The sequence below is a fragment of the Calothrix sp. 336/3 genome (assembly GCF_000734895.2).
Lineage (GTDB): Bacteria > Cyanobacteriota > Cyanobacteriia > Cyanobacteriales > Nostocaceae > 336-3.
The window spans coordinates 4,802,652-4,828,631 of the sequence record NZ_CP011382.1 but is presented as its reverse complement, the minus strand read 5'-3'; the positions used below and the strand labels follow the sequence as shown (position 1 = coordinate 4,828,631).

General features: G+C 40.1%; 27 protein-coding genes. 13 read left to right on the top strand and 14 right to left on the bottom strand.

Annotation, left to right across the window (positions count from 1 at the left end):
* Positions 1–103: 103 nt before the first annotated feature.
* A complete protein-coding gene (locus tag IJ00_RS20070; protein WP_035155984.1) occupies positions 104–1,540 on the top strand; it encodes a glucose-6-phosphate isomerase in 1,437 nt (478 codons plus the stop codon).
* 344 nt (positions 1,541–1,884) lie between these two features.
* On the opposite strand, the gene aat is transcribed toward IJ00_RS20070, so the two are convergent.
* Positions 1,885–2,460, bottom strand: a complete 576-nt coding sequence (gene aat / locus IJ00_RS20065; RefSeq protein ID WP_035155981.1) for a leucyl/phenylalanyl-tRNA--protein transferase — start codon at positions 2,458–2,460, stop codon at positions 1,885–1,887.
* Between the two features lie 114 nt (positions 2,461–2,574).
* Between aat and IJ00_RS20060 the strand changes: the two genes are divergently transcribed.
* A complete protein-coding gene (locus IJ00_RS20060) occupies positions 2,575–2,904 on the top strand; it encodes a hypothetical protein (protein ID WP_035155978.1) in 330 nt (109 codons plus the stop codon).
* A 91-nt stretch (positions 2,905–2,995) separates the two neighbouring features.
* On the opposite strand, the gene rpsN is transcribed toward IJ00_RS20060, so the two are convergent.
* The 4 genes from rpsN to serS form a co-directional block, all read right to left on the bottom strand.
* Positions 2,996–3,298 (bottom strand): 30S ribosomal protein S14, encoded by a 303-nt coding sequence (rpsN, locus tag IJ00_RS20055; RefSeq protein WP_035155975.1) that lies wholly within the window; start codon positions 3,296–3,298, stop codon positions 2,996–2,998.
* Positions 3,299–3,412: 114 nt separating this feature from the next.
* The gene (gene nth / locus IJ00_RS20050; protein WP_201782639.1) at positions 3,413–4,066 is read right to left on the bottom strand and encodes an endonuclease III; all 654 of its coding nucleotides are present in this window, start codon (positions 4,064–4,066) and stop codon (positions 3,413–3,415) included.
* A complete protein-coding gene (gene rseP / locus IJ00_RS20045; RefSeq protein WP_035155969.1) occupies positions 4,063–5,148 on the bottom strand; it encodes an RIP metalloprotease RseP in 1,086 nt (361 codons plus the stop codon). The genes nth and rseP overlap by 4 nt, the downstream gene beginning before the upstream one ends.
* Positions 5,149–5,310: 162 nt before the next feature.
* Entirely contained in the window at positions 5,311–6,591 is a 1,281-nt protein-coding gene (serS, locus tag IJ00_RS20040; RefSeq protein WP_035155967.1) for a serine--tRNA ligase, read from the bottom strand.
* Between the two features lie 425 nt (positions 6,592–7,016).
* On the opposite strand from serS, the gene IJ00_RS20035 reads away from it, so the two are divergent.
* Complete coding sequence (locus IJ00_RS20035; protein WP_035155964.1) at positions 7,017–7,364, top strand: YbaB/EbfC family nucleoid-associated protein; 348 nt, start codon at positions 7,017–7,019, stop codon at positions 7,362–7,364.
* A 107-nt stretch (positions 7,365–7,471) separates the two neighbouring features.
* Positions 7,472–7,948, top strand: a complete 477-nt coding sequence (locus IJ00_RS20030) for a low molecular weight protein-tyrosine-phosphatase (RefSeq protein WP_082127364.1) — start codon at positions 7,472–7,474, stop codon at positions 7,946–7,948.
* Positions 7,949–8,057: 109 nt separating this feature from the next.
* On the opposite strand, the gene IJ00_RS20025 is transcribed toward IJ00_RS20030, so the two are convergent.
* The 3 genes from IJ00_RS20025 to uvrB form a co-directional block, all read right to left on the bottom strand.
* Positions 8,058–8,735, bottom strand: coding sequence for a rhomboid family intramembrane serine protease (locus IJ00_RS20025; RefSeq protein WP_035155961.1), 678 nt, complete (start codon positions 8,733–8,735; stop codon positions 8,058–8,060).
* Positions 8,736–8,929: 194 nt separating this feature from the next.
* Entirely contained in the window at positions 8,930–9,724 is a 795-nt protein-coding gene (locus IJ00_RS20020; protein WP_046814874.1) for a peroxiredoxin-like family protein, read from the bottom strand.
* Between the two features lie 4 nt (positions 9,725–9,728).
* Complete coding sequence (uvrB, locus tag IJ00_RS20015) at positions 9,729–11,732, bottom strand: excinuclease ABC subunit UvrB (protein WP_035155959.1); 2,004 nt, start codon at positions 11,730–11,732, stop codon at positions 9,729–9,731.
* Between the two features lie 244 nt (positions 11,733–11,976).
* On the opposite strand from uvrB, the gene IJ00_RS20010 reads away from it, so the two are divergent.
* The gene (locus IJ00_RS20010) at positions 11,977–12,522 is read left to right on the top strand and encodes a hypothetical protein (RefSeq protein ID WP_035155956.1); all 546 of its coding nucleotides are present in this window, start codon (positions 11,977–11,979) and stop codon (positions 12,520–12,522) included.
* Between the two features lie 79 nt (positions 12,523–12,601).
* Here IJ00_RS20010 and rpe read toward each other — a convergent pair whose 3' ends face one another.
* Positions 12,602–13,309: a ribulose-phosphate 3-epimerase gene (gene rpe, locus IJ00_RS20005; RefSeq protein ID WP_035155953.1), complete on the bottom strand. Its 708-nt coding sequence runs from the start codon at positions 13,307–13,309 to the stop codon at positions 12,602–12,604.
* Positions 13,310–13,584: 275 nt separating this feature from the next.
* On the opposite strand from rpe, the gene IJ00_RS20000 reads away from it, so the two are divergent.
* The 3 genes from IJ00_RS20000 to IJ00_RS19990 all read left to right on the top strand — a co-directional run bounded on the left by IJ00_RS20000 (position 13,585) and on the right by IJ00_RS19990 (position 17,906).
* The gene (locus IJ00_RS20000; RefSeq protein WP_035155949.1) at positions 13,585–15,195 is read left to right on the top strand and encodes a S8 family serine peptidase; all 1,611 of its coding nucleotides are present in this window, start codon (positions 13,585–13,587) and stop codon (positions 15,193–15,195) included.
* A gap of 464 nt (positions 15,196–15,659) precedes the next feature.
* Complete coding sequence (locus IJ00_RS19995) at positions 15,660–16,640, top strand: hypothetical protein (protein WP_035155946.1); 981 nt, start codon at positions 15,660–15,662, stop codon at positions 16,638–16,640.
* Between the two features lie 165 nt (positions 16,641–16,805).
* Positions 16,806–17,906 carry a hypothetical protein gene (locus IJ00_RS19990; protein ID WP_035155943.1) on the top strand — a complete coding sequence of 367 codons (1,101 nt, stop codon included), beginning with the start codon at positions 16,806–16,808 and terminating at the stop codon, positions 17,904–17,906.
* Between the two features lie 1,032 nt (positions 17,907–18,938).
* On the opposite strand, the gene hisA is transcribed toward IJ00_RS19990, so the two are convergent.
* The 3 genes from hisA to IJ00_RS19975 all read right to left on the bottom strand — a co-directional run bounded on the left by hisA (position 18,939) and on the right by IJ00_RS19975 (position 20,586).
* Complete coding sequence (hisA, locus tag IJ00_RS19985; RefSeq protein ID WP_035155941.1) at positions 18,939–19,712, bottom strand: 1-(5-phosphoribosyl)-5-[(5-phosphoribosylamino)methylideneamino]imidazole-4-carboxamide isomerase; 774 nt, start codon at positions 19,710–19,712, stop codon at positions 18,939–18,941.
* Between the two features lie 165 nt (positions 19,713–19,877).
* Positions 19,878–20,207, bottom strand: coding sequence for a DUF3593 domain-containing protein (locus IJ00_RS19980; RefSeq protein WP_238178372.1), 330 nt, complete (start codon positions 20,205–20,207; stop codon positions 19,878–19,880).
* A 31-nt stretch (positions 20,208–20,238) separates the two neighbouring features.
* Complete coding sequence (locus IJ00_RS19975; protein ID WP_035155938.1) at positions 20,239–20,586, bottom strand: DUF2499 domain-containing protein; 348 nt, start codon at positions 20,584–20,586, stop codon at positions 20,239–20,241.
* A 213-nt stretch (positions 20,587–20,799) separates the two neighbouring features.
* Here IJ00_RS19975 and csaB point away from each other — a divergent pair, with 213 nt between their 5' ends.
* Positions 20,800–21,840, top strand: coding sequence for a polysaccharide pyruvyl transferase CsaB (gene csaB, locus IJ00_RS19970; protein WP_035155935.1), 1,041 nt, complete (start codon positions 20,800–20,802; stop codon positions 21,838–21,840).
* A 109-nt stretch (positions 21,841–21,949) separates the two neighbouring features.
* On the top strand, positions 21,950–22,654 hold the full coding sequence (locus IJ00_RS19965; protein WP_035155932.1) for an ROK family protein: 705 nt from the start codon (positions 21,950–21,952) through the stop codon (positions 22,652–22,654).
* 155 nt (positions 22,655–22,809) lie between these two features.
* Here IJ00_RS19965 and IJ00_RS19960 read toward each other — a convergent pair whose 3' ends face one another.
* Positions 22,810–23,430 carry a class I SAM-dependent methyltransferase gene (locus tag IJ00_RS19960; protein ID WP_035155929.1) on the bottom strand — a complete coding sequence of 207 codons (621 nt, stop codon included), beginning with the start codon at positions 23,428–23,430 and terminating at the stop codon, positions 22,810–22,812.
* A gap of 605 nt (positions 23,431–24,035) precedes the next feature.
* Between IJ00_RS19960 and IJ00_RS19955 the strand changes: the two genes are divergently transcribed.
* Genes IJ00_RS19955 through IJ00_RS19945 form a run of 3 tightly spaced genes read left to right on the top strand, consistent with a single transcriptional unit; the run spans position 24,036 to position 25,479 of the window.
* On the top strand, positions 24,036–24,392 hold the full coding sequence (locus tag IJ00_RS19955) for a Mo-dependent nitrogenase C-terminal domain-containing protein (protein ID WP_035155926.1): 357 nt from the start codon (positions 24,036–24,038) through the stop codon (positions 24,390–24,392).
* Positions 24,393–24,412: 20 nt separating this feature from the next.
* Positions 24,413–24,685, top strand: coding sequence for a cupin domain-containing protein (locus IJ00_RS19950; protein ID WP_035155923.1), 273 nt, complete (start codon positions 24,413–24,415; stop codon positions 24,683–24,685).
* A 47-nt stretch (positions 24,686–24,732) separates the two neighbouring features.
* Complete coding sequence (locus IJ00_RS19945) at positions 24,733–25,479, top strand: creatininase family protein (RefSeq protein ID WP_035155921.1); 747 nt, start codon at positions 24,733–24,735, stop codon at positions 25,477–25,479.
* Here IJ00_RS19945 and IJ00_RS19940 read toward each other — a convergent pair.
* A complete protein-coding gene (locus tag IJ00_RS19940; RefSeq protein ID WP_035155919.1) occupies positions 25,456–25,875 on the bottom strand; it encodes a thiol-disulfide oxidoreductase DCC family protein in 420 nt (139 codons plus the stop codon). The two genes, IJ00_RS19945 and IJ00_RS19940, sit on opposite strands and share 24 nt — an antisense overlap.
* Positions 25,876–25,980 lie beyond the last annotated feature (105 nt).

Below are 25,980 nucleotides of genomic sequence, written 5' to 3'. Positions count from 1 at the left end.
ACTATTGCATCATTATGTAGTTTGCCAACTACAACTTGGGCATAACCTTTGTACAAAATAAATATAAGTTTTTGATATTTACGTATAATTAACTAAATATAATATGATCGATAGACAGGTGTTACCAGCCCAATCTTCTCAAAATAACGTCATCATCGAGAAACAGCCCATACTCGCATGGCTAGCAATTATGGGGCTAGTGCTATTTTCCACCGTGTGTATTGCAGGTGGATTAGGGAGCATATTTCGTCCAGGATATGTTCTCATCACATTTTTGATAGCCATATTCCTATATATCCGCTACCCCTTGATGTATACGGGTTTTTGTTTTTGGCTGTGGTTCATTACACCATTCCTATCCCGTCTCATCGATTCCCGCTCCACCTTTGATGAAAGTCGTTTCATCCTCATTTCCCAGTACCTCGCTAATTTAATCACTCTTTATCCCACCTTGATGAATTTACCCAAAATTCCCCGTCTTGGTGGTTTACCGTTTGTATTAGCGCTGTTAGGTATCTTCTATGGTTTCCTAGTCGGTTTTATTAAGACTTCAGCTTTCACCGCCGCTCGTGGGATGTTAGACTGGCTGACACCGATTAGCTTCAGTTGTTATTTATTATTAAATTGGCGCTATTATCCCCAATACCGAGATACTCTACAACGGGTGTTTGTCTGGGCAGTGTTTGTAACTGGAGCCTATGGCATCTATCAGTATTTAGTTGCACCAGAATGGGACAGATTCTGGTTAATTAGTACTAAATTAGGAGCTTTTGGTCGTCCAGAGCCTATGCAAATTCGGGTTTGGAGTACGATGGCATCTCCTGGTCCCTTTTCGACAATGCTGACAGCTGGATTATTACTATTATTCACTAACGCCAAGACAGCGATCAAAGTACCTGCGGCAATGGTTGGATACTTATCTTTCCTGCTGACTTTGGTGCGAACAATGTGGGGATGTTGGTTAATTGGGTTAATGATGTTACTCAGTTCCTTGAAGCAACATATTCAGATGCGTCTGATTGTAACTGTTGTCGCTTTAGGAATTTGTGTAATTCCCCTTACCACCATTGAACCTTTTTCTGATGTTATTGGTAAACGCTTACAAACCTTTACTAATTTAGAAGATGATAGTAGTGCCACCGCCCGACAAGACATTTATGCAGATGGTTTAAGTAAAGCTTTAAGTAATTATTTGGGTAATGGCGTTGGCAATACATTTACTGTGAATGAGAAAGGAATCCTCGTACCCATCGTCATTGATAGTGGTTTTTTAGACACATTTTTTACCTTAGGTTGGTTTGGAGCAATTTTCTACCTCAGTGCATTGATGACACTCCTGTATACTGTTTTTCAATTCAGTGAGGTCAAAATAGATACTTTCTTGGCAGGTGCGAGGGCGATCGGTGTTGCCTGTGTAGCTTCTATACCGATTAGTAGCGTCATGTTAGGTTTTCAAGGTATTTTACTGTGGGGATTTTTGACTATGGTGTTAGTTGGGCACAAGTATTACAAACATCAACAAAATCATCCCCAGATTTAATATCACCTCCAGTTGAATACTTGTAATTAAACGTGAGTTCAACGGTTCTAGACAGCGATTAGAAATCGTCGTCTAATAGCTGAAGTCCTCTACAAGAGGACTGATAGCAAAGGATTCAATTTGTATTTCGAGTCCATTTTTAATGGACTTTGGATATGAGACAGGGATGTATAATCCCCGTTGGGACAGTTTTTTTTTCGATTTATCCAAGTATCCAAGCTCATCGAACTAACGTTAATTAAGGCAACAGGGGAGCAGGGGAAAAGAGAATTTTCTAATTTCTCCAATTTCTCCATACAGGGGATGAAAGTGTCAGTAATTAGCGATACTTCCTGTAACCTTTCTCAATCTAGTACACATTGCCGTTGCAATGCTTGACAAAGTAAATTTTGATAATCCTCATCTGACATAGGGTATGCACCAAACCTTTGCAGATGGGGATTCATCATTTGAGCATCAAATAAGAGGAAATTTCTTTCCCGCAATCTTTCGACAAGCTTTACCATTGCGACTTTTGAGCCATCGGGAATGCGATAAAACATTGATTCGCCAATAAAAGCACCTCCAATCACTATGCCTAAAATACCTCCAGCAAGTTCATCTCCCTGCCAAGTTTCAAAACTGTGTGCCCAACCATTTTGATGGAGAATATGGTAAATATCTTTCAGTTCTGGAGATATCCAAGTAGTATCTCGATTGGCACATCCTTCCACAACTGCGGCAAAATCACGATTTACAGCAGTGGTGAATCTTTGCTGATTTAATACCCGTCGTAGAGAGGTTGGGTAATGGAAGCGTGCATCCAGGGGTATAAGAGTGCGATCGCGGCTACTATACCAACCCAAGAGATTATCTTCATCTGCCATGAGAAAATAACCTTGGGCATAGCCTTGAACAATAGCTTTAACATCGTATTGCATAGAATAAATCAAGACACAGTACTGATTGCTAATGGCTGAATCACAACTCTTAGCAATTAGCAACCAAACCCATAACTATTCTGTTTCGCTGTATTCTGTTTTTCCATATTCATAATGACTGAACCAATTCCATCTATTACCCTGCCACCTGCCATGAATCCCCAACAGGAGTCAAAATGGTTACAAGAACGTTTGCAGCATTGGCTAGACACAGAATTTCTTCCTGAAGCAGTCAATGAAACTATCGCCGAACGTGCTGCTCAAATATTTAAACGTCAAAGAATGGAAGGGGAAAATGACCTAGGTTGCTTGGTCATTGCCATTGTCACAGAAATGCAGTCCTTTGATTTCTCCAAAAGCTTTTATGGAGAATTTGCGATCGCCAACGCTGTTAGCGATCTACTTTTAGAAAGCCTGGGAATTGATAAGTGTTGTGGTCAATAGAATCTACGATTTTTGGAGATTGGGGTCTAAGTCAAAATTTAACAGTGATTAAATTAGACTAAGCAATCCCAACTTCTCAATCTCTAATCCTTTACCAACTAGACTTCACAACCCCTGGTAACAGCCCTTCGTGTGCCCATTCCCGCAAAACGTTACGAGATAGTCCAAAGTCGCGGTAAACACCTCTAGGACGACCTGTAAGCCAGCAACGGTTGTGACGACGACAGGGGGCACTGTTGCGGGGTAATTGTTGAATCTGACGGTGAATCTCTAATTTGTCTAAGGGAGATTCCGCAGTTCTAAATTCTTCTAACAAAGCTTCCCGCTTTGCAGCATACTTTTCTACTAACTTCGCGCGTTTCTTCTCGCGCTCAATCATACTTTTTTTTGCCATACATCCAAAAACTAAAATTTGACAGCATTTTCCATCTTAGGTGATTTCTTCCTGTCTGAGTGAGTTCAAGGTAAATTTATGGATTTTTTATCCCACTCTTACCAACAAACTCAATCAATACTCTCGAGAAGGACATAAATCAACAAATTGACAAGTATCACAATGGGGTTTTCTGGCTTTACACACTGCCCGACCATGATATATCAAACGAATTGACCAATTTTCCCAATCTTGTTGAGGTAACAACCGCATCAAATCTTTCTCAATGTTAACCGGATCCGTGTGCTTCGTTAGACCAAGGCGTTGAGTTAAACGTTTCACATGAGTATCAACTGTGACCCCAGCATTAATCCCAAAAGCATGTGCCAAGACGACATTTGCAGTTTTGCGCGCGACACCTGGTAGCTGAATTAACAGTTCCATTTGCGGAGGGATTTCACCCCCAAATTCCCGGACAATTTTCTGGCAGGCGGCTTGAATATTTTTTGCCTTGTTACGATAAAACCCCGTAGAGCGGACAAGGGTTTCTAACTCAGTCAAATCAGCCGCAGCCATAGTGGCAGCATCCGGAAACCGAGCAAACAGGGCAGGTGTCACCATATTTACTCGTTCGTCGGTGCATTGAGCGGAAAGAATTGTTGCCACCAGTAACTGGATGGGGGTGGAGTAATTTAAAGAACAGGTGGCATCAGGATAAAGCAACTTCAGGCGTGCGAGAATTTCTAGCGCCCGTTGCTTTTTCGTTAATCTCTTGGCTGTACTGTTCACTGAAATAACTTCTGTACCCACTGCAACTGCGTGGTTTCCTTCACAATCAGAAAAATACCTAAGCCTAACAGTAACATTAAACCAGTTTGCATGACACCTTCTTGAATCCGGTTCGGCAAGGGTTTACCCCTTAATCCTTCAATGAATAGGAAAGCAAGTTGTCCGCCATCTAGGGCTGGTAGGGGGAGAATATTAATGATTGCCAGATTAATGCTAATTAAAGCGCCAAAGTAGAATAAACTACCAGTATCGTTTTGGGCGATATTTGCGCCAATTTCCACAATTTTCACGGGTCCAGCAACTTGACTAGCAGTTTCACCAAAGTTGGTGATTAGTTGCTTAAATCCCGAAAAAGTCATGGTAATAATTCGCTGAAATTCGGTAGCTCCTTGGTTGAATGCTTCTACTGGATTTTTTACAGCTTTGCGAACAATTCGCCCATTATTAGACAGTTTGATACCGATGCTGCCACCATTAGCTTTCGCTTCTGGAGTCACTGTCAACGTCAGGTTTTCACTCCCCCGTAAAATACCTATTTGAATGGAATTACCAGGGTTATTTTTGATGATGTCTCGTAAATTTTCGATTTCTTGGAGCGATGTGCCAAATTTTTGATTATTTGCCGCAATGATAATATCTCCAGCTTTAATGCCAGCATTGGTAGCAACTAGACTAGCATCAGGGGCTAATTCTTGAATCAAAACTCCTGGTTCTGTTGCTTGGGCAATACCGACAAAAGCGACTTGCCCAACTAGAAGAAAATAGGCAAAGATTAAATTCGCAATTACCCCAGCACTGATAACGATCGCCCGATCTAAAATGGGACGATTTCGCAACAAATTGGGATCATTAGCTGGAATGGAACAATCAGGATCATCATCTGGGAAACCGACAAATCCACCCAGGGGGAAAGCACGGACAGCATACTCTGTTTCCTCACCCTGATATTTCCAAATCACTGGACCAAAACCCAGGGAAAACCGATTGACATGAATACCTTGAGACCGAGCTGCAATAAAATGACCTAATTCATGAACCAGGATTAAAACAGCTAAGACTGCGATCGCCGCTAAAACTGACATAGAAAAAATAAATGGAAACAAATCACCTAGACTCTTCTAATTTTAAAGGAAGCGTCAAGAATTAGGTAATTAGTGGTGGGTGATGGGTGATGGGTAAGAGTTGACAGTTAACAAAAATAACTTTTCCCTTTCCCCCTTCCCCCTTGTGTTTCCCTGTCTTGACTACAAAATCTCCCTTCCTAGGTAGGGTTGTAAGGCTGACGGGATACGTACAGTACCATCACTTTGTTGATAATTTTCTAATATCGCTGCCATGGTTCTACCCACAGCTAAACCGGAACCATTCAGGGTATGGACAAATTGTGTACCCTTTTTTCCTGATTCCTTGAAGCGAATATCTGCACGACGTGCTTGAAAATCTACAAAGTTAGAACAACTGGAAATTTCCCGATATTTCCCAGAAGCAGGTAGCCATACCTCCAAGTCATAGGTTTTAGTCGAGGAAAAACCAATATCCCCTGTACATAATTCGATGACTCGATAGGGCAGTTCTAAACCTTGCAAAATTGCTTCTGCATTTGCCACCAATTTTTCTAACTCCTCAAAGGAAGTACTGGGGTGGACAAATTTCACTAACTCTACCTTGTTGAACTGGTGGAGACGAATTAAACCGCGCATATCTCGTCCATAACTACCTGCTTCACGCCGAAAACAGGGAGTATAAGCACAATGGTAAATCGGTAGCTCTTCACCGGGAATAATTTCTCCGCGATAGAGATTAGTTACGGGTACTTCTGCTGTAGGAATTAACCATAAATCATCGTCAGCACATTTAAAGCTTTCTTCGGCGAATTTAGGTAACTGTCCCGTGGCGGTGAGAGAATCAGTATTAACTAGGATGGGTGGACTAACTTCAATATAACCAGCAGCAATCTGGCGATCGAGCATGAATTGAATTAGCGCTCTTTCTAAAGCCGCACCAGCACCAATCAAAGTGATAAAACGACTTTGAGCAACTTTAACTGCACGTTCGGTATTCAAAATACCAAGTTTTTCGGCAATTTCCCAATGGGGTAATACCTGGGAATCCTGGCGAATTAATTCATCTCCCCAGCGTCGAACTTCAACATTTTCTTCTTCACCCTTACCAATCGGTGTGGAGTCACTGGGTAAGTTAGGGATTGCCAAAATCAATTCACTAATTTGGGCAACAATTTCCTTTTCTTGGGGTTCCAAGGTGGCAATTTCAGCTTTAATTGAGCTACCTTCTGCTTTCAAAGCTTGAATTTCTTCCCCCTTGGGGTCACTACCTGCTTTGATTTTCTCAGGTATTTGCTTGGCAATTTCATTACTACGTGCTTGAAGTTGGCTGCGTTTCGCTTCCAGTTCACGCTGTTGTTGATTTAACGCCACTAGGGGTTGAATATCGTAGTTACCACCACGATGATTCAGTTTTTCTTGGACTAGTTGGGGATTTTCCCGTATTTGCTTAATATCCAGCACAAATTTTTCTCAGTTTTAGCCTAGATTCTTCTTTTCCAATACTTCTGCATATTGTATGCCTAATCGGAATTTTCAGGTTTTTCTGAGGAATTTAATTGGATTTATATACATATTTATCAAATTATGTCAATGAAAAATATTGTTGACGTAATTCCTGGACTTTGGGAAAAATTTGACGCTGACATTCCACAACATCCTCTACAGAAAGCCCAAAAGCATCTATAAACATAACCAAGAAAGACCCTTTTTCCACCATCCCAGCCAGCTGAGTTTCTTCCTAACAATACAAATCCTCCTGACAAAATGGCACAGATGCTGTAATGTTGGTCAAGTTAGGAATCTCATGGGTAAAAATAAGCAAATTACTCACCCCATCTATAATTGGATCTGATTTTGTTATTCACAGCACAGGTGGACATTAAATTATGACTGGTGGAAAAGGATTTGGTGGCTTTGGCTTAGGTAAGATGAAAGAACTAGCCGAAGCCTTTAAAAAAGCACAACAGGTACAAGAAGGTGCCAAGCGTCTCCAAGAAGAATTGGAGCAAATGGAAATTCAAGGGGAAGCTGGCGGTGGTTTGGTGAAAGTCATCGTTAGTGGCAACCAAGAACCAAAGCGCGTGGAAATTTCTGCCGATGCTTTGGGTGAAGGTGTAGAGGTTCTATCTGATTTGGTGACAGCAGCCATGAAGGATGCTTACAATAAGTCCACAGCAACCATGCGGGAACGTATGGAAGATTTGACGAGTGGTTTAGAATTACCTGGATTTTAGTTAATAGTTAATAGTCAATGGTCAATAGTCAATGGTCTACAGCTAAAATTCAAAAAGTCTGAGACTATAGACTACTGACTACATGGCTATATTTAAAGCGGTTATTTATGCCACAGAAACTGCTATTTGTTTGTTTGGGTAATATTTGCCGATCGCCAGCAGCAGAGAACATCATGAATCACTTGATTGAGCAAAAAGGATTAAGTGATGAGTTTGTTTGTGACTCTGCTGGGACATCTGGCTACCATATTGGTAGTTCTCCTGATCGTCGTATGAGCGCTGCCGCAACTCAAAAGTTGGGAATTAAAATGCGTGGACGTGCGCGTCAGTTTGATAAGTCAGATTTCCAGGAGTTTGACTTGATTCTAGCTATGGATGAGGATAATTATCGAGATATCCTCTATTTTGACTCTACGGGTCAGTATCGGCATAAAGTGAAATTAATGTGTGATTTTTGCACTCAGCACTCCTTGAAGGAAGTACCTGATCCCTATTATGGGGGTGCGGAGGGTTTTAATCTGGTGATTGATTTACTGGTTGATGCTTGTACAGGGTTACTGGATGAGATGACGACTCAAGGTTGAGTTTTTATAGAGCGATCGCTGTGCGGTAGAAGGATGGCGATCGCTCTGTCATACTTGCAGCAAAACAATTCAGTAGGAGTTCAACAGAAAATACTTCCTAATCAGGGATTTAATAATCATCCTGGCGAAATAAACCAAAGAAGGGGGAAAGTAAAATTCCGAAAACAAAACCGCCAATGTGTGCCCAATAAGCGACTCCTCCTGTTTCCATGGTCATTCTAGCTGCTTGTTGTAGACTGACAACACCAGAAATGACATTTTGAATAAAAAAGAATCCGATGATGAACAGGGCAGATATTCTAATTGTTGTGACAAAGAAGCCTAAAAATATTAATGTGACAATATTGGCTTGGGGAAAACGAATGATGTAAGCTCCCAAAACTCCTGATATTGCCCCACTTGCACCGAGGGAAGGAATTGTGGAATTAATCCCGATAAACCATTGACAGAGGGCAGCTAAGGCACCACAAATTAGATAAAAAATTAAGTATTTAATATGCCCCATGCGGTCTTCAATATTATTACCAAATACCCAGAGAAACAACATATTTGATAATAAGTGCCACCAGCCGCCGTGTAAAAATTGGGAAGAGAATAATGTTATCCATTCACTAGCAAAATCGTTGGTTAGTTGCCGGGGAATGACTGCATACATATCTAGAAAAGTCTCTAGTTCGGGGGCAGATAAACTAAATTCATGGATAAAAATTAGGACATTCATCCCAATCAATCCATAGGTAATAAAGGGGGTTATGCGTGTCGGGTTTTCGTCGTATAGGGGAAACACAGGTGTTTTTCCTCAGTGTGGCTTATCTGCAATATAGCCTGTGAGGGTGTGGTTTGTCGTTGTTTTCAGAACATTAGGAGGGAATTGTTCATGATATCTGGAAAATATGGCGATCGCTGTTTTTTTCTGGACCTTCTAGATAGTTTCTCCCTAACTTTCCAACTCTGTAAGAAAAAATATCATTCTGATGTAATTTATATATCCAAAAAAGATAAGGGATTACTCATATTTTCAGCAAAACCAAGAATACCGCGATCGCGATGTTCGTAAATTAAATTACCTTGGGAATCAAAGAGAAAAGTTCCTCCCCGTTGTGTCAAATAAGATGAGTCGGGAACATAAGTATTCCAGTTGCTTAAAACTTCAGTCATGTTTCGCAAACGTAGAGTTGCTAGTTCAAAGGGACGCTGAAAGCCATTTCCTCCAGCAAATTTAAAAAATGCACCTTTGATTGGTGGTAAAGGTGTACCCTTAACAACTTCTGCATCAGCAATTAACTGCGGAGCTTTTTTATCACCTTTGTAACCCCGAAAAACTTCCCGCAAAGTTCCAGGACTAGCAATTCCTGCACACATTAAAATTAAATTTAACCAAGCTTTTTGTGAGGTGGAAAGTAAGGGGAATTGCATGGATAAACCAGGATAAAGACCTAAAGTTTGATGAATTTCAGCTTGAGAATCCACAAATAACCATTCTTGAGGGAATCCCGTGTACTCACAAAACTTGATACCAGAATTGCGATCGCCAATTCCAATTGCACGAATTGTGATTCCCTTGGCTTCTAGCTTTTCTTTTTCTCTTCCCAACCACCAAGCATATTCTAAATTATCAAAATCTCCCAGTTGTGACCAAATTAATACAAGTAACTGTGAATTATTTGCACAATCAGTTAAAAAGGGTTTCATCTCTCCATCGCTAACTCGTAAGCGTTGAACTTGACTCAAAACTGAGTAAATATCTGGAGAATTGGAACGTGTTTGAGTATTCATATGATTAATTTCGACCAACTAATTTGTCTCGTAACTGCTTAATTCTATCGCGTAATTTTGCGGCTTCTTCAAACTGTAATTTTTTTGCAGCTTCTTTCATTTGAGATTCTAACTGAGTAATTAGCTGTGGAATATTTTCTAAAGGAATCTCATCTAAATGCTCTTCTACTATCTGTAAATCCGTAGCATTTAAGCGTCGAGAAACTTCTAAGAATGAAAGAATAGCATTACTAGATTTTTTCTTAGCAATGGGTTGGGGTGTAATACCATGAATTTGATTATATGCTGTTTGAATACCGCGTCTTCTTTCGGTTTCATCAATGGCTTTCACCATACTTTTTGTCAAATTATCAGCATATAAAATCGCCTTACCACGAATATGACGGGCAGCTCTTCCAATGGTTTGAATCAGTGAGCGTTCTGCACGCAGAAAACCTTCTTTGTCAGCATCAAGAATGACTACAAGGGAAACTTCTGGTAAATCTAAACCTTCCCGTAATAAGTTGACACCCACTAACACATCAAATTTACCTTCTCGTAAATCTTGGATAATTTCGATGCGTTCAATAGAATTTATTTCTGAGTGTAAATATCTGACACGAATCCCATTATCTTCCAAGTATTCGGTCAAATCTTCTGCCATACGTTTAGTGAGAGTTGTAATCAAAACTCTTTCCTGAAGTTTGACTCTATCTTTAATTTCCCCTAACAAATCATCAATTTGTCCTTCCGTAGGACGAACATTAATTTCTGGGTCAATTACTCCCGTCGGGCGAATAATTTGTTCGGCTATATTATCTTGGGATATTTCAATTTCCCACTCTCCAGGAGTAGCAGAAACAAAGATACATTGATTAACTTTCTGCCAAAATTCTTCTGCTTTCAAAGGACGATTATCCGCAGCACTAGGTAAACGAAAACCATGGTCAATTAAGACTTTCTTTCTAGCCTGATCGCCATTGTACATTCCTCGAATTTGAGGTACGGTAACATGAGATTCATCTATTACCAATAACCAATCATTAGGGAAATAATCAATTAAACATTCCGGTGGTTCTCCTGCTTGTCTCCCTGCTAAATGACGGGAGTAATTTTCTACACCATTGCAGTAACCTACCTGACTCAACATTTCGATATCATAACGGGTACGTTGGTCGATACGTTGCGCTTCTAAAAGCTTTCCTAATGTTTCTAGTTGGGTTTTTTGCTCTTTGAGTTCTGCGGTGATATCGTTGCAGGCAATTTCGAGACGCTCTACTGGGGTGACAAAGTGGCGAGCAGGGTATAAATTAATTCTTTCTAAATTTTGGATGATTTCTCCCGTGACTGGATCTATGTAGCGAATTGCGTCGATTTCATCACCAAAAAACTCTACACGGACAATTCTATCTTCATAAGCAGGAGCAATTTCTAACACATCTCCCCGAACTCGAAAGCGTCCCCGTGTCATTTCTAAATCATTGCGCGTATATTGAATTGCTACTAATGACTTCAGTATTTCTCTGTAATTAACTTCCATACCAACTTGAAACGGAATGGCTGCTTTCAGGTATTCCGCAGGCATACCCAAACCATAGATACAGCTAATGGAAGCAACAACTATCACATCCCGACGTTCAAACAGCGATCGCGTGGCAGAATGTCGCAGCATATCAATTTCTTCATTAATCGATGCTGTCTTTTCAATATAGGTATCAGTCACCGGGATATAGGCTTCTGGCTGATAATAATCGTAATAACTAACGAAATATTCCACCGCATTTTTTGGGAAAAAATCCCGCAACTCATTACATAATTGTGCCGCTAAAGTCTTATTATGAGCAAGGACTAGGGTTGGTCTGCCAACTTTCTCGATGACTGAGGCAATAGTAAATGTTTTACCTGTTCCCGTAGCACCAAGCAAGGTTTGATAGCGATCGCCAGCATTTACACTTTTTAATAATTGGGCGATCGCCTGCGGTTGATCACCAGTCGGACTAAAGGGAGCTTGTAAAGAAAACTTATCCATACATATGTACTATCAACACCCTTGACTATGGTAGCTGAAGATGGGAACAAAGGGGGAAAGGGTGAGATGATATCACTATTGCTTTTCTAGGACTTATGTTAAGTGTTTAACTTTACTTATATAAAGTTATGCAAAAGACTTATAATACTACAAGCTTGTTTAAAGTTACACTCAAATATATAGAAAAATTTGATTTTCTCAGAACTATTGTAAAATCCAATTAATAATCCGGAGGTGTCAGGTTATGAGTATCAATAGCACTGGCAAGGACACCAGTCCTCGACAAAGACGGGCAAGACTCAAGGGAGAAGCGACAGTGGAAGCAGAAAATAATCAAGGTCAAACAGCAAAAACAACAGAAAAGGAAACAGCAAAAGATATGCCAGTGCAGAAGGAGTCTAGCAACAAGTTAGAAGTCAAAGATACTTTGGCTGTATCAGGGATTCGTCCCATTGCCGCAAGTGAAATCGAAGTGGCAGAAACCTTGGCTGTATCAGGGATTCGCCCCATCGCTGCCAGTGGTTTACAAGTTTCTGAAACCTACAACGTCATGGGTAATCGTCCTGTTGGTATCAGCCATTTACAGGTTGTGGAAACCCTGAATATCATGGGAGTACGTCCGATTACAGCCAATACCATGCATGTAGTTGATACCATCAATCTTTCAGGTATTCGTCCCATTGCTTCCAGTGCACTTGTTGTTTCCGAAACCTACTCTGTCATGGGTAATCGTCCCGTAGCATCTAATGAAATCGATGATTCGCAAATGCTGATGGGTTTCCTCGATTAGGTAAAAACTATTCTCATATTTCCATAAAAAACGAGAGATATACTAAGGTACGTCTCTCGTTTACTAATTATTTCAGAATTTAAACTTTTGCTAACTCTGGTGCCGGACGCTTGCTATTACGAATTGCAGTCACAGCTTCTGCATAATCGGGAGCATTGAACACAGCAGAACCGGCAACGATGGCATTTGCACCGGCTTCTAACACCTGCCAGGTATTATTTGCTTTCAATCCACCATCAACTTCAATCCAGGGATTTAAACCACGTTCATCACACATCTGGCGAAGTTTACGAATTTTTGGTACTACTGCGGGAATGAAGCTCTGACCACCAAAGCCGGGGTTTACACTCATAATCAAGATTAAGTCACATACTTCCAATACGTGCTCAATGAAATTCAGGGGAGTAGAAGGATTGAGTACAACACCAGCTTGCTTACCTAATTCTTTGATTTGACAAAGAGTCCGATGCAAGTGGGGGGAAGCATTATGCTCGCAATGTACAGAAATGATATCCGCTCCAGCTTTGGCGAAATCAGCCACATACCTTTCGGGTTCTACAATCATTAAGTGAACATCCAAAGGTTTCTGAGTCACTGGACGAATTGCCTCCACGACCAGAGGACCTATTGTAATATTAGGTACAAAGCGACCATCCATTACATCAACGTGAATCCAGTCAGCACCGGCAGCATCTACTGCCCGGATTTCGTCTCCTAGACGGCTAAAATCGGCTGAGAGGATAGATGGAGCGACTACAATCTGCTTTTGAGATAACGTTTGGGTCATGGCTAGTGGGTATTTAAGCGTCCGTTTCTGTAAGCATTGTAACAAAATATGGAGTCAATGCTCATATTTTTTTCGGGTATGGAGAGAAAAAAGTCTATGAATCCTGGAAATGGGATGGGGAGGTTTTTTTGTGTCAAGGGACAGACTATGCTGAAGCTTTAAAAGTTGAGGTTTGAAACACTCCCTTACCCTTTTTTTGACTTCTGCAAGAAGTCTATTGACCACCTATACCCTTGTCTAGATTGTTTTGACTGTTGGATTACTGACTTTTGTTTATGAAAAAAAAGACGGTTGGGATACTTTTTGCCGGATTAAGTACTGTTTGCCTCAGCATACCAGGGATGGCGGCAAGATTGGATTCTTCTTTAGACATAAATGGTATTGATGCTTTAAAACTGCAAAGACCCCCTTATAATTTGACTGGTAATAAAATTGCCATCGGTCAAGTGGAAATTGGTCGTCCTGGTAAGTTTGGTTGGGATAAAGCTGTATCTAAAAATCGTGCAGTTTCTATCACAGCAGTATTTTTACGGAATAGTCCAGCAAAATCAAATAGTGGTGTAGATTCCCATGCTTTTAATGTGGCAGGGGTAATGGTGAGTAAGGATAAAGCTTACCCTGGTGTTGCTCCGAATGCGAAATTATATTCATCAGCAGTGGGGGGAATTAAAACCGGGCAACCGGAGGAATGTTTATCAGCACAGCATATTGCCTTGCAGAATGGGGGTGATGTGCGGGCAATTAATTTTAGTTTTGGTGAACCATTGAACCGCGATCCACGTCCCAATGCGGTGTTAGATGGTAATGCTTTATTAACTCAATGTATTGATTGGTCGAGTCGGGTACATAATGTGGTGTATGCGATCGCGGGTAATCAGGGCAAGGGTGGTATTCCCATTCCCACTGATAATTACAATGGAATTAATGTGGCATTTTCTTCCCGTCGGGCTGGTATTTTTAGTAAAGTCGATGTTTCTAATCTCGCAGCCAGTAGCCCAGCTATGAGTCAGCGACTTGCTGGTAGGGAAATTAACTTAGGTGCGCGTCGCGCGATCGCCCTCCTAGCTCCAGGAAATAACATTCGGATGCTGAATCCTGATGGTAAAGTCAATAAAGTTACAGGTACTAGTTTTGCCGCTCCCCATGTAACATCTATAGTGGCGTTGTTACAGGAATATGGAGATAGGCAATTACGGGCAAAGAAAGATAAATGGACTACTGATGCTCGTCGCCAAGAAGTGATGAAAGCTGTCTTGCTGAACTCAGCAGATAAAATTAAAGATACTGGCGATGGTTTACGTTTAGGGATGACACGCACAGTTATTGATAAACAAAATCAAGATTGGCTAGAATCTGACAGCTATAAAGATGCGAAAATTCCCCTACATATGCAGATGGGTGCAGGACATTTAAACGCTTTTCGTGCCTATCAACAATTTAGCACGGGGATGTCTAATCCTTCCCTAGGTGAGGTTCCAGCTATTGGTTGGGATTATCGCACAGTCAATGCTAATTCCACCGTTGATTATAGTTTAAGGCAAAATTTACGCCAAGGTAGCTTTATCTCCATTACCCTAGCCTGGAATCGTTTGGTAGAACTGAATGATAAAAACCAAAATGGGATGTATGACGCTGAAGAAAGCTTCCGCGATCGCGGTTTAAACAACCTGGATTTGTATTTAGTTGCAGAAGATGGCAAAGGTACAACTACTGCTTGTAGTTCTATCAGTGAAGTTGACAGTGTAGAACACATTTTCTGTCCTGTTCCTACCACGGGTAAATACAAAATCCGCGTACAATTCCATAAACAAGTTAACGAACCCATCCAACCCTACGCTTTAGCTTGGTGGAGCGTCCCAGCAAAGTCAGGGAATAGTAATAATTAATTATTCCATGGAGCAGGCATCCTTGCCTGCCTCTAAAAATTTCTACATTCATCAGTATTACGCAGAGTATAACGTATCTATTATTGCTTGCAATAAATACTCCGGCTCTTCTTCGATAGCACTCTACCACTCTACATCTGTCAAAACTTCCGAACAACCTTAACTAAGCAACTTTTTCTCTTCGCTCTAATTCCTAAAACTGTCTAAATACAGTCACCGCAAGATTTTATCTACCCCTTGACAAGCCCTAGCTTATTTCAGTATATTTATAGTACATAATTACTATAAGCTTTGAGGTGCCAGCATTTCGACTCAAAGATAAGTGAGAAACCCAAGTTTTTCGCTTCAGTATTTTCACTGCACTACAAATATAAAATTTCAGACTACCCTGGATTGGATAAGGGTAAGTTTTGAAATGGCTTGCTGACTAATAAAAATTATTGCAGATTTCCAGGAGAATATATATGAGCGCAGGTGTTGCCAAAGATAGTAAACAGCAAATCATGCAATCATTCCAACAAATTTTAGCTGACAGAAAAAAGCTAGAATCGAGAATTGCGACAAAACAAGAAGAAGCTGAAAAAATTAAGAATCAAGAGATACTAACAACTGCTTCTACTTATACAGTAGATAGTATTATCAAGGGTTTAGCAGACTTACAACTAGAATTTGGGACTATTGTGACTTCTCTATCGGAGAAATTAGCCACAGAAAACTCAAAACTTGATGAATTAAATAGAGCTATTGAGATTGAATCACAAAATTTAAAAGATTTGCAACAAATTCGGGTGGTAGCTGATACTTTAGATATCCTGACTCAGGAGCATCAAGAAAAGCTGAATATTTTAGAACAAGACTTTGCTAGTAAACAAGAAACCCTAGATAAACAAGTTACTCAAACTCGTAAAAATTGGCAACAGGAGCAAGCAATCTACGACGCAGCAGTCAAATCCTATGATGAATCCTTAGTGAAGGAGAGACAAAAGGAAGCAGAAGAGTATCAATACAAATTAGAGAATACTCTCAAAATAACTACAGATGCATATGAAGCTAAAAAACGTCAATTAGAGAGAGAAACAGAAGAGTCAACCCAGGAAAAAGAGAAAAACTGGCAAGAAAGAGAAAAAATTATTCAGGAGCAAAAATCACTTTTAACAGAATATCAGCAAAAAATTGCTAAATTCCCCACAGAGTTAGAAGAATCTGTGAAGAAAGCGCGAGAAGAAGCAATTAAAGAAACCAGCCAAAAAGCTAAAGTAGAGGCTGATTTAATTGAGAAAGAATGGGAAGGAACAAAACAAAGTTATGAATTAAGAATTCAAGCTTTAGAAGAGGCGATTAATAAGCAACTAGAGCAAATAGAAAGTATCTCTACACAACTCCAAACAGCCCTCAAACAAGCACAGGATTTGGCAATGCGCGCCTTTGAGAATTCTGCCAAATAGATAATTAAATAAATAGAAAATACTCCGCGATCGCCAAGAATGAATTGCTAATCTAACTCACTCTGTTTTATCTGGTGCATTTATCAGTAATCTTCTGGTGACATAGGAGTATGAACACAAATTTCCATGTGAAATAATCAATCATCTCAAAAATCGGAGTTATATATGGTAGCGAAAAAACCCAATGATAAAAATACCAAAGCTGAAATTCTGCAAGCTTATGAAGAATTAGCAAAGGAAAAAGCAGCTCTTAAATCTCAGTTAGATAAAGCAGCAGAGACAATTACTCAAACAAGTAGTAAAGAAAAAGAAAATATCAGAGAAAATATCAAAGTAGAACCAGTCATAAATATGAATCAACGCACCTCTGTACAACAAAAAATGAATGCCACAATTGATAGCTTGATGAAAATTCAACTCGGTTTTGGTAGTGCTGCCAGTGAATTATCTGAGCAATTAACCAATCAAGCATCAAAGTTATCTGAAATTAGACAATCTGTAGAGCAGGAAATTCAAGAGTTAAAGCAGTTACATAATTTAGAAATTTCAGAAGATACCCTGGATTCTCTGATTGCATCCTATGAAAATAACTCTAAGACTTTTCAAGAAGAGTATACCCAGCGTTACGAAGAAATTTTACAAGAATTTCAAGCAAAGGTTAATTCTTGGAATCAGGAACAAGAAATATATAAAACTACCATTCAAGAAAGAAATGATAATTTGAATAAATCAAGACAAAGAGATAGCGCTGAGTATAAATATGATTTAGAGCTAGAACGCAAACTGCAAAAGGACGAGTATGAGCAGGAACAAAAATTACTCTATAAGCAACTAGATGAGTTCAGAGAAAATATTGAAAAACAATGGACTGAAAGAGAAAAAACTATTTCTGATCAGGAAAAGCAGTTTGCAGAATGTAAAGCAAAGGTAGAGGCATTTCCCCAAGAGAAAGAAAGTGCAGTGAAAAAAGCAACGGAAGAAGGCAGAGGAATTGCCCACTACCAAGCAAAAATTAAGTCAGATTTGTTTGCCAAAGAAGTAGAAGGACAAAAACGATTCTATGAGCAAAGATTACAATCTTTAGAGCAAACTATTACTAATCAAGAAAGTCGCATTCAAAATCTCTCTAAACAACTAGAATCTGCCTTAAAACAGGTACAAGATTTGGCAGTGAAAGCCATTGAAGGAACCTCTAATGTCAATTCCTATCAAGTTATGAAAGAGATTGCTTTAGAACAGGCAAAAAGTCAAGCTAAAGCCAAATAAATATTAGTTTGTAAATAGCATAGCCCTTTGTCTGACATCAGAACTATAAGGGCTATGATATAATATATCACAAACTTTTCACTTAAATTTGTTATACAAATCATAACATCCCTAGGTATTGTTCTAGGGTTTTATCATTGTCAAATCTCTACACTTTTGCTGACAAAAAAAGAGACGCTGTATAACGTCTCAGATTGATAGGAAATCCAAAAATTATTAAATTGAAATTAAATTTAAAGCAATATCAAAATGTGTCAGGGCTAATTAAATTAGCAAATAAATTTATATTCATGAATTAACATTCATCAGCTTTTTTGGGTTGAGGTTGAGTTTCCTTAAAATTCGTAGAAATCCTTGTCGTACCGGATTCAGTTCTGGGTGGTTTGCCTTTAATAGGAAGTTTTCGACGTGCCATTTTAACCTCGCTTTTGTTTGTTTCTAAATTGAGATACAGCTTGCAACTAAACAAATCCGGAAAACATAAAAAATAAATAGTATTGGAATGGTTAATACCAATTCATTTTTTGAATGCAACTAGAAAGTTCTCTACTTTGTTGGTTCAGTACGGTTTCTGTCGCAGCCAGTTTTAAAATTTGGATAAAATATGAATATATGAATTGGGGAGTCTCTACATTTTTGATAACAAAAAAAGAGACGCTGTATAACGTCTCAGATTGATAGGAAACCCAAAAATTATTAAATTTAAATTTAAAGCGATATCAAAATGTGTCAGAGATACTTAAAATTAGCAGAGAAATTTATATTCATGAATTAACATTCATCAGCCTTTTTAGGTTGAGGTTGAGTTTCCTTGAAATTAACAGAAACCTTTGTTGTACCGGATTCTGTTCTAGGAGGTTTGCCTTTAATAGGAAGTTTTTGACGTGCCATTTTAGCCTCGGTTTTGTTTGTTTATTTCTAAATTGAGATACAGTTGGCAACTAAACAAATCCGGAAAACATAAAAAAATAACCAGTATTGGACTGGTTGAAATATGAATATATGAAGTGTAGTATGTAAAGAGTGTTGTCTTTAGGCAAAGGTGGAAGTATCAAAATTCGGTGGAATATCTTGGATACGACCAGAACCAACAGCACGTACAGCTTCTCTCATAGAGATATCGCCAGTATATAATGCCCGACCAACGATCGCCCCTGTCACTCCTCGATTTTCTAAGGCAAGTAAACTCAGTAAATCTGTTACAGAACTGACACCCCCAGAAGCAATAATAGGAATATTAATAGCTGTTGCTAGCTCCTGCAAAGCTTCCATATTGGGACCACTGAGAGTTCCATCACGGTGAATATCCGTATAGATAATTGCTGCTGCACCTAATTCTTGCATTTGTACAGCTAACTGGGTAGCCAAGACTTCAGAAGTTTCTAACCAACCACGGGTAGCAACTTTGCCATTCCGAGCATCAATACCGACAATAATTTTACCAGGAAAGGCTTGACAGAGTTCTTGTACCAAGTGGGGTTGCTCCACTGCCACAGTTCCTAAAATAGCCCATTCCACACCCAGGTTAAATAACTGTTCTACACTTTCCCTGGTGCGTAAACCACCCCCCACTTCCACAGGTACTGAGATTGCCTGTACTATGGTTTCAATGGCTGCTAGGTTAACAATTTTACCTGCCTTGGCTCCATCCAAATCCACAAGATGTAATCTGGTTGCACCCTGTTCTACCCATTGCTGGGCAATTTCCGCTGGATTTTCGCTAAAGACCTGTGATTGTGCGTAGTCTCCTTGGTAAAGTCTGACACAGCGTCCCTCTAGTAAATCTATTGCTGGAATAACTTCCATATGATTGTCTCAAACAAAATTTAGTGGTGAGGTGTGGTGATTTCTGTTGATTTCAACCTCGTCTATCTGGAGAACTTTTGCATAAAGACTTTGAGATTGCTTCTTAACGTCGTAATGACGGCTTGAAATCACTCAAAAAACTCCGAGTTTCATCATAGACGAGATTTAATTTTTCTTGGTTTGGATAACTGCTTGGCGGAAACCCAAGACAACTAAAATATTTGCCAGGGTGAGAAAGACTTCTGCACTGCCATGGAGCCAGTCAATATTCGCTAGGGCATCGTTGTATGCAACTTTGGCATAGATACCCGCAGGAATAGTAATACCCACAAATACAAGAGTACCGTAAAAGCCGTACAAAGCTAAACGAGGCATTTGGGGAACACGACTAATAAACCAAAGAAAACCGAGGTATGGGAAGAGGGAAAGGGCAAAGAGAGCATCTTTATTCATGGGTGTAGATGAGGGGAAATTCAAAGGATTAGAAGAGTTCATCACCTTGACTTGGTAAAAAGTCGGGAATCAGCTACGAGTCTTGAGTGGAATTGGCTGGGGGATTATCTGAGGCAAGATGTTGTGGAGAATTACTTTGCCGCCAAATCCAAAATGCCGCCGCCCAGAGGGTAAAATTACCGACTAAGGTCATAGTTGCTTGTAATGTCACTAACCATTCTAAGGATGGTACATTGTCAAAATAATGCCAAGTACAAGCACACATTGCACTAATTAATGCTGGTAACATTCCCCAAGATAGTGCCCACCAAGCATGGTTATTTGTGGTTTCGCCATATCTCCAAATTAACCAGATGGCAGCTATCCACTCAATAACACTAGAAATGTGAATAATCCAAGTGGGGACTGAAAGAGCGTGCATAATTAATTGATAGTCGGTGGTCAATAGTCAATGGTCAAGGGTGAAGGGTAAGTTAGTCAAGGGTATGGCTGGATCGGGATAAAGTGCTTATTGAGCGATCGCGAGGATGATTTGTGATGACCCATCACGGATTACCGATTACCATTTACATTTAGGCAAAATATCAGTTACAAAGTCTAAGCATCTACCCAAATATACAACCAAGTGAAAGCAATGCGGGCGTTATTGTCTGGTTATTACGGTAAAGGAAATGGTGGTGATGAAGCTTTGCTGGCGACTCTGTTGCAAATGCTACCACCGAATGTGAGTCCTGTGGTTTTGTCTGGTAACCCCCAGGAAACTCGACAGCGCTATGGGGTAGAGGTGTGCGATCGCATGGCTTTTTTGTCTGTGATGCAAGCTTTGCAATCCTGTGATGCTTTAATTTGGGGAGGTGGTAGCCTAATTCAGGATGCAACTAGTGCCATTAGCCCATTTTATTATGGAGGAATGATGACATTAGCCCAGAGAATGGGTTTAAAAACTGTAGCTTGGGCACAGGGTATTGGACCTTTGAAGCGGAAACAGACACAATGGTTAGCAAGACAAACTTTTGCTCATTGTACCCAAGTGAGTGTGCGCGATCGCGCTTCTGCTGGCTTACTCCATGATTGGAATATACCTTATGTTCTCGCACCGGATCCAGTTTGGGCACTAGAAGCAAAACCGGTTCCAGGATTGTGGGATTTACCTGCACCGAGGGTGGCTGTAACATTGCGATCGCACCCCCAACTAACTGCTATGCGGTTATCCCAAATTACTAAAGCTCTGGTGGATTTCCAGAAAGCAACCCAGACTTTTATTCTACTCCTACCTTTCCAGAAAGCCCAGGATTTAAGTATCGCCCAAGCCATACATTCAGCTTTTCGAGATGTCAGTCAGGTGATGTGTTTGGAGGAACCAGAATTACTCAAGGGTGTATTTCGAGGGGTAGAAATGGCGATCGGTATGCGTTTACATAGTTTAATTATGGCTGCGAGTGAGGGATGTCGTTGTTTTGCCCTCAGCTATGATCCCAAAATTAATCGCTTGATGGAAGATTTAGATATACCCGGTTGGGATGTAAGTAATTTGCCGGAAAATCCAGACGAAATTAGCACTACTTGGGTTGAACATTATGCCAATGGCAATCCACTTTCCACGGATAAAATCAAATTTCTCTTGGATCGAGCATTTATCCACAAGGAAATATTAGAAATTGCCCTGAACTCATAAAGGTTGACGAGCTTCCTAAGTATCTGCCAACAAAGAGACGAGAAGTCTGCAAATTGAAATCATGTTAAGTCATAATTGTCACTAGCAACAATCTTGGAGGATATGCCAGGTGGAAGAAAACGGCAACATTCGTACCCTATCTGTAGATATTGGTGGTAGCGGAGTCAAAGTGATTGTATTAGATATTACTGGTAATCCCATGACTCAAAGGGCGCGAACTGAAACCCCCCAACCTGCAAAACCAGATGTTGTGATGCAAGCAATTACTGCTCTAGCAGCGACTCAGGGCGAATTTCATCGTGTCTCTGTGGGTTTTCCGGGAGTTGTACGCGAGGGAATCACAGAAACTGCCGTGAATTTAGATCCTGCTTGGCAGGGGTTTGATTTGGCAACTCACCTATCCCAAGAATTACAAGCTCCGGTACGGGTAATTAATGATGCGGATATGCAGGGTTTAGGTGCAATCTCCTGTAAAGGTGTGGAATTAGTCATTACCCTGGGAACGGGATTTGGTTCGGCGCTGTTTGTCAATGGTACTTTAGTACCAAACTTAGAAATGGGACACCATCGTTTTCGTAAGGGTGAAACCTATGAGGAACAGTTAGGTAGGGCAGCTTTGGAGAAAATCGGTGAGAAAAGGTGGAATGAAAGATTAAATCAGGCGATCGCCTCCCTGCAACACCTTTTTAATTGTGACTGTCTTTACATCGGTGGTGGGGAAGCAGTAAAAGTCAAATTGAATCTACCAGCAAACGTGAAAATTATCCCCAATATTACTGGTTTACTGGGTGGCATCGCTTTATGGCAGGATTAAGTTACTTACGCCTGATGTGAATTAGAAACGCTTCCTATCCCATAAGGATTTCACCATTGATTCACGACTCATTACTGATTACTGATTACTGATTACTGATTACTGATTACTGATTACTGATTACTCATCACTCATTACTCATCACTCATTACTCATTACTTCCTAAATACTGTTAGCAAGACAGAGCTAATTAGGTAATGATGGCTGGTGCAAACTAATCCTGCGGTTTCTCCCATGGCTTTACGAGTTTGGGGGCTATAAAACTTTATACCACCGGAAGCAGTCATCAACTGAGGAGCAATATCATTCCTGGCAGTCCAGTCTACTAGATAAAAATTACCACCGGGCTTGAGTACCCTGGCAATTTCTGCTAACACCTTTTCTGGCTCAGGATAGTGTAAAAAACTAATGGTATTAAAGACTGCATCAAATTGCTCTGAGGCAAAGGGTAAAGCATCTGCCTTACCTTCAACAAAAATCAACCGAGGATGATGGGAGTTACTTCTGCGAGCTATTCGCAGCATTTGGGGAGATAAATCTAATCCTGTTCCTTGTAAATCGGCGAATTTTCCAGCCAATCTGTTTAATAAGCGTCCCGTACCGCAACCCAAATCCATAACTTGGGATTTTTGGGGCAAGGTGACATATCCTAATAGTCGTTGATGTACAGCTTGATAAAACACAGAAGGTAAGAGCCAATCATAGCTGGGTGCCCAACGGTCAAAAAGCAGCTTTTTACTATTGATAATTTCTTGCTTTGTGGAAGTATTTGCCATGACCTTCTTGCAGACAATAGGCTTGCTTCCATTCTCGCACAGTTCAGGGAGAAAGGAGAAGACAAACAGAAAGTATGGATCTTAGATGTGACATCAAACTTACCTTCTATCCCTGGCAGTCAAGGAGGTATGATCCATCGCCAATTACCCTATCAAAATTCTGCTGATTACTTTTGATTAAATGTCGATTTAGAAGTTTTTATTAATGGTTGCAATAAAATATTAAAAATTTGTAACGTCTGTGACATTATATGCAACAAATCATCCTCTAGAATCAACTGTCACTAGTAAATCTTACTGATGAAATATAGCTAGAGAGGTAGAAAAATCAGTATTTTCCAGCAATATTCCACCCTGGGGTGCTACTCATGGATGGGGTAAATAATTACATTCAATATAGGATAGGGCAATATCTCCTATGAGAAATTAAGAAGCATTACCAGGTGATTTTTATTTTTTCTTTGTTATTTTGTATTTAGCTGGACAGTTTTTCATCCCACCGTCGGCTTAAATATCAAATATCGATAGCATTTACAGAGATATAGCAATTTTGTAAATGCGGGTTTTTATGGCAATCTATCGAAAAACGAGGGGCTGTTTTCACTATGATCAATATCAATCAAGAACTGGTTATTTCTGCTTTTGTGAATCCGGAAATTACAAATTCACAAATAGGAATGCAAAAGAAATTGTCTTTACCTAAAATTGATTTACTAAAGCCATTACGTCAATGGTTAGACTCTTTAAATATTCAGAATCGCAAATTAGCAAAATTCATTGCTAAACTCATTCCTGCCCAATGTCCTTTTGAACGTGACATTATCATTTTTGGTCGAAAAGTTGCTCATATTCCACCTTTGTGTAAACTCAACCCCTTGTATGAGCAATTTGTCTTTTTGCGTTTTCGCGCTTTATGCTATTTAGTAGATCAGTGTGGAGAGGATATCCAATCCTACTGTTAGTACTAGGGTAGCCATAGGTTATGGAAATTATCATTGAGCGACAAGCGACTCCAGAACGTCTCCAGGAATTGGGAGTCAAGACGTGGGGAATCTGGCAAAAAGAAGTGTCTCAATTTCCTTGGACTTACGACAGTCAAGAAACTTGTTACTTTTTAGCAGGAGATGTGATAGTTACCCCAGATGGGGGAGAAGCAGTGCAAATGGGAAAAGGTGATTTAGTGACTTTCCCCAGGGGGATGTCTTGCACTTGGGATATTAGACAAGATGTCAAGAAGCATTATTGCTTTGATTAATTGAGGAAAATTGAATAATCTGTTTATTTTGAAGTTAGCGAAAAATCATGTTGCTACATCTGAGTACTTGGCAAGAGGTGGAAAGTTATCTGCAAACATCTCAGGGTATTATTATCCCAATTGGCTCGACTGAGCAACATGGACCAACGGGTTTAATTGGTACTGATGCAATTTGTGCAGAGGCGATCGCCAAGGGAGTAGGTGCAGAAACTCAAGCATTAGTCGCACCAACTATTAATGTGGGGATGGCGCTACATCACACTGCTTTCCCTGGTACTATTAGTTTGCGCCCTAGTACCATGATTCTGGTTATCCGAGATTATATTACCTGTTTAGCCAAAGCCGGATTTAGCAAGTTTTATTTCATTAATGGACATGGTGGTAATATTGCCACTCTCAAAGCTGCCTTTTCAGAAATCTATGCATATCTGGATGACTTGCAGATACCCCATGCAAATCAGGTGCAATGTCAAACAGCTAACTGGTTTATGTGCAGTTCTGTATACAAGCTAGCCAAGGAATTATACGGAGAACATGAGGGTTCCCACGCAACTCCCAGCGAAGTTGCACTCACACAATATGTTTACCCAGAAGCGATAAAACAGGGATTTTTGTCCCCTGAAGTAGGTAAGGGACATCGGATATATGGTGCTGCGGATTTTCGTCAACATTACCCCGATGGTAGAATGGGTTCTAATCCGGCTTTAGCCACACCAGAACATGGTCAGCAATTTTATGACTTGGCAGTGAAGGAACTTAGTCAAGGGTATTTAGAATTTATCACTGTTGCTTAAACATCTGTTGTCTCGACAGAATTTAGATTCATAGGTGGTATGACGCTTACCAAATAGGGTATAACGGTTGTCGCGTACCTGCTCATAAACGCGATCGCCAATCCATTTCACCCCTGGTAAGGACCGATACGCATCGACAAATATCCCACCTAGAGGGAGTAATCGTCCGATTTCTTCCGCAGCAGCAGTACCTTGCCAACGTTTTTCTGGTATCTGACTGTCGATGAGAATCAAACCCAATTCACAATCTTGGGGTGTAATTCCCCAACGTTGTAATATCATGGGGTTTTGCATCGGTATGTAGTTAAATAATTTACCTTGGTCAAGACGTTCCAATAATTGCACCAAGGTGACACAGAGATTGCAATTACCATCATAAATTACAGAATAGTTCATTTTAGATTAATCGGAAAATTATCTCTAATTACAGAATCATTATGATTGCCATCTGTCTATAGTATCATTTGCAATTATCAGATGTAATTAATTGGATTTGCTGAG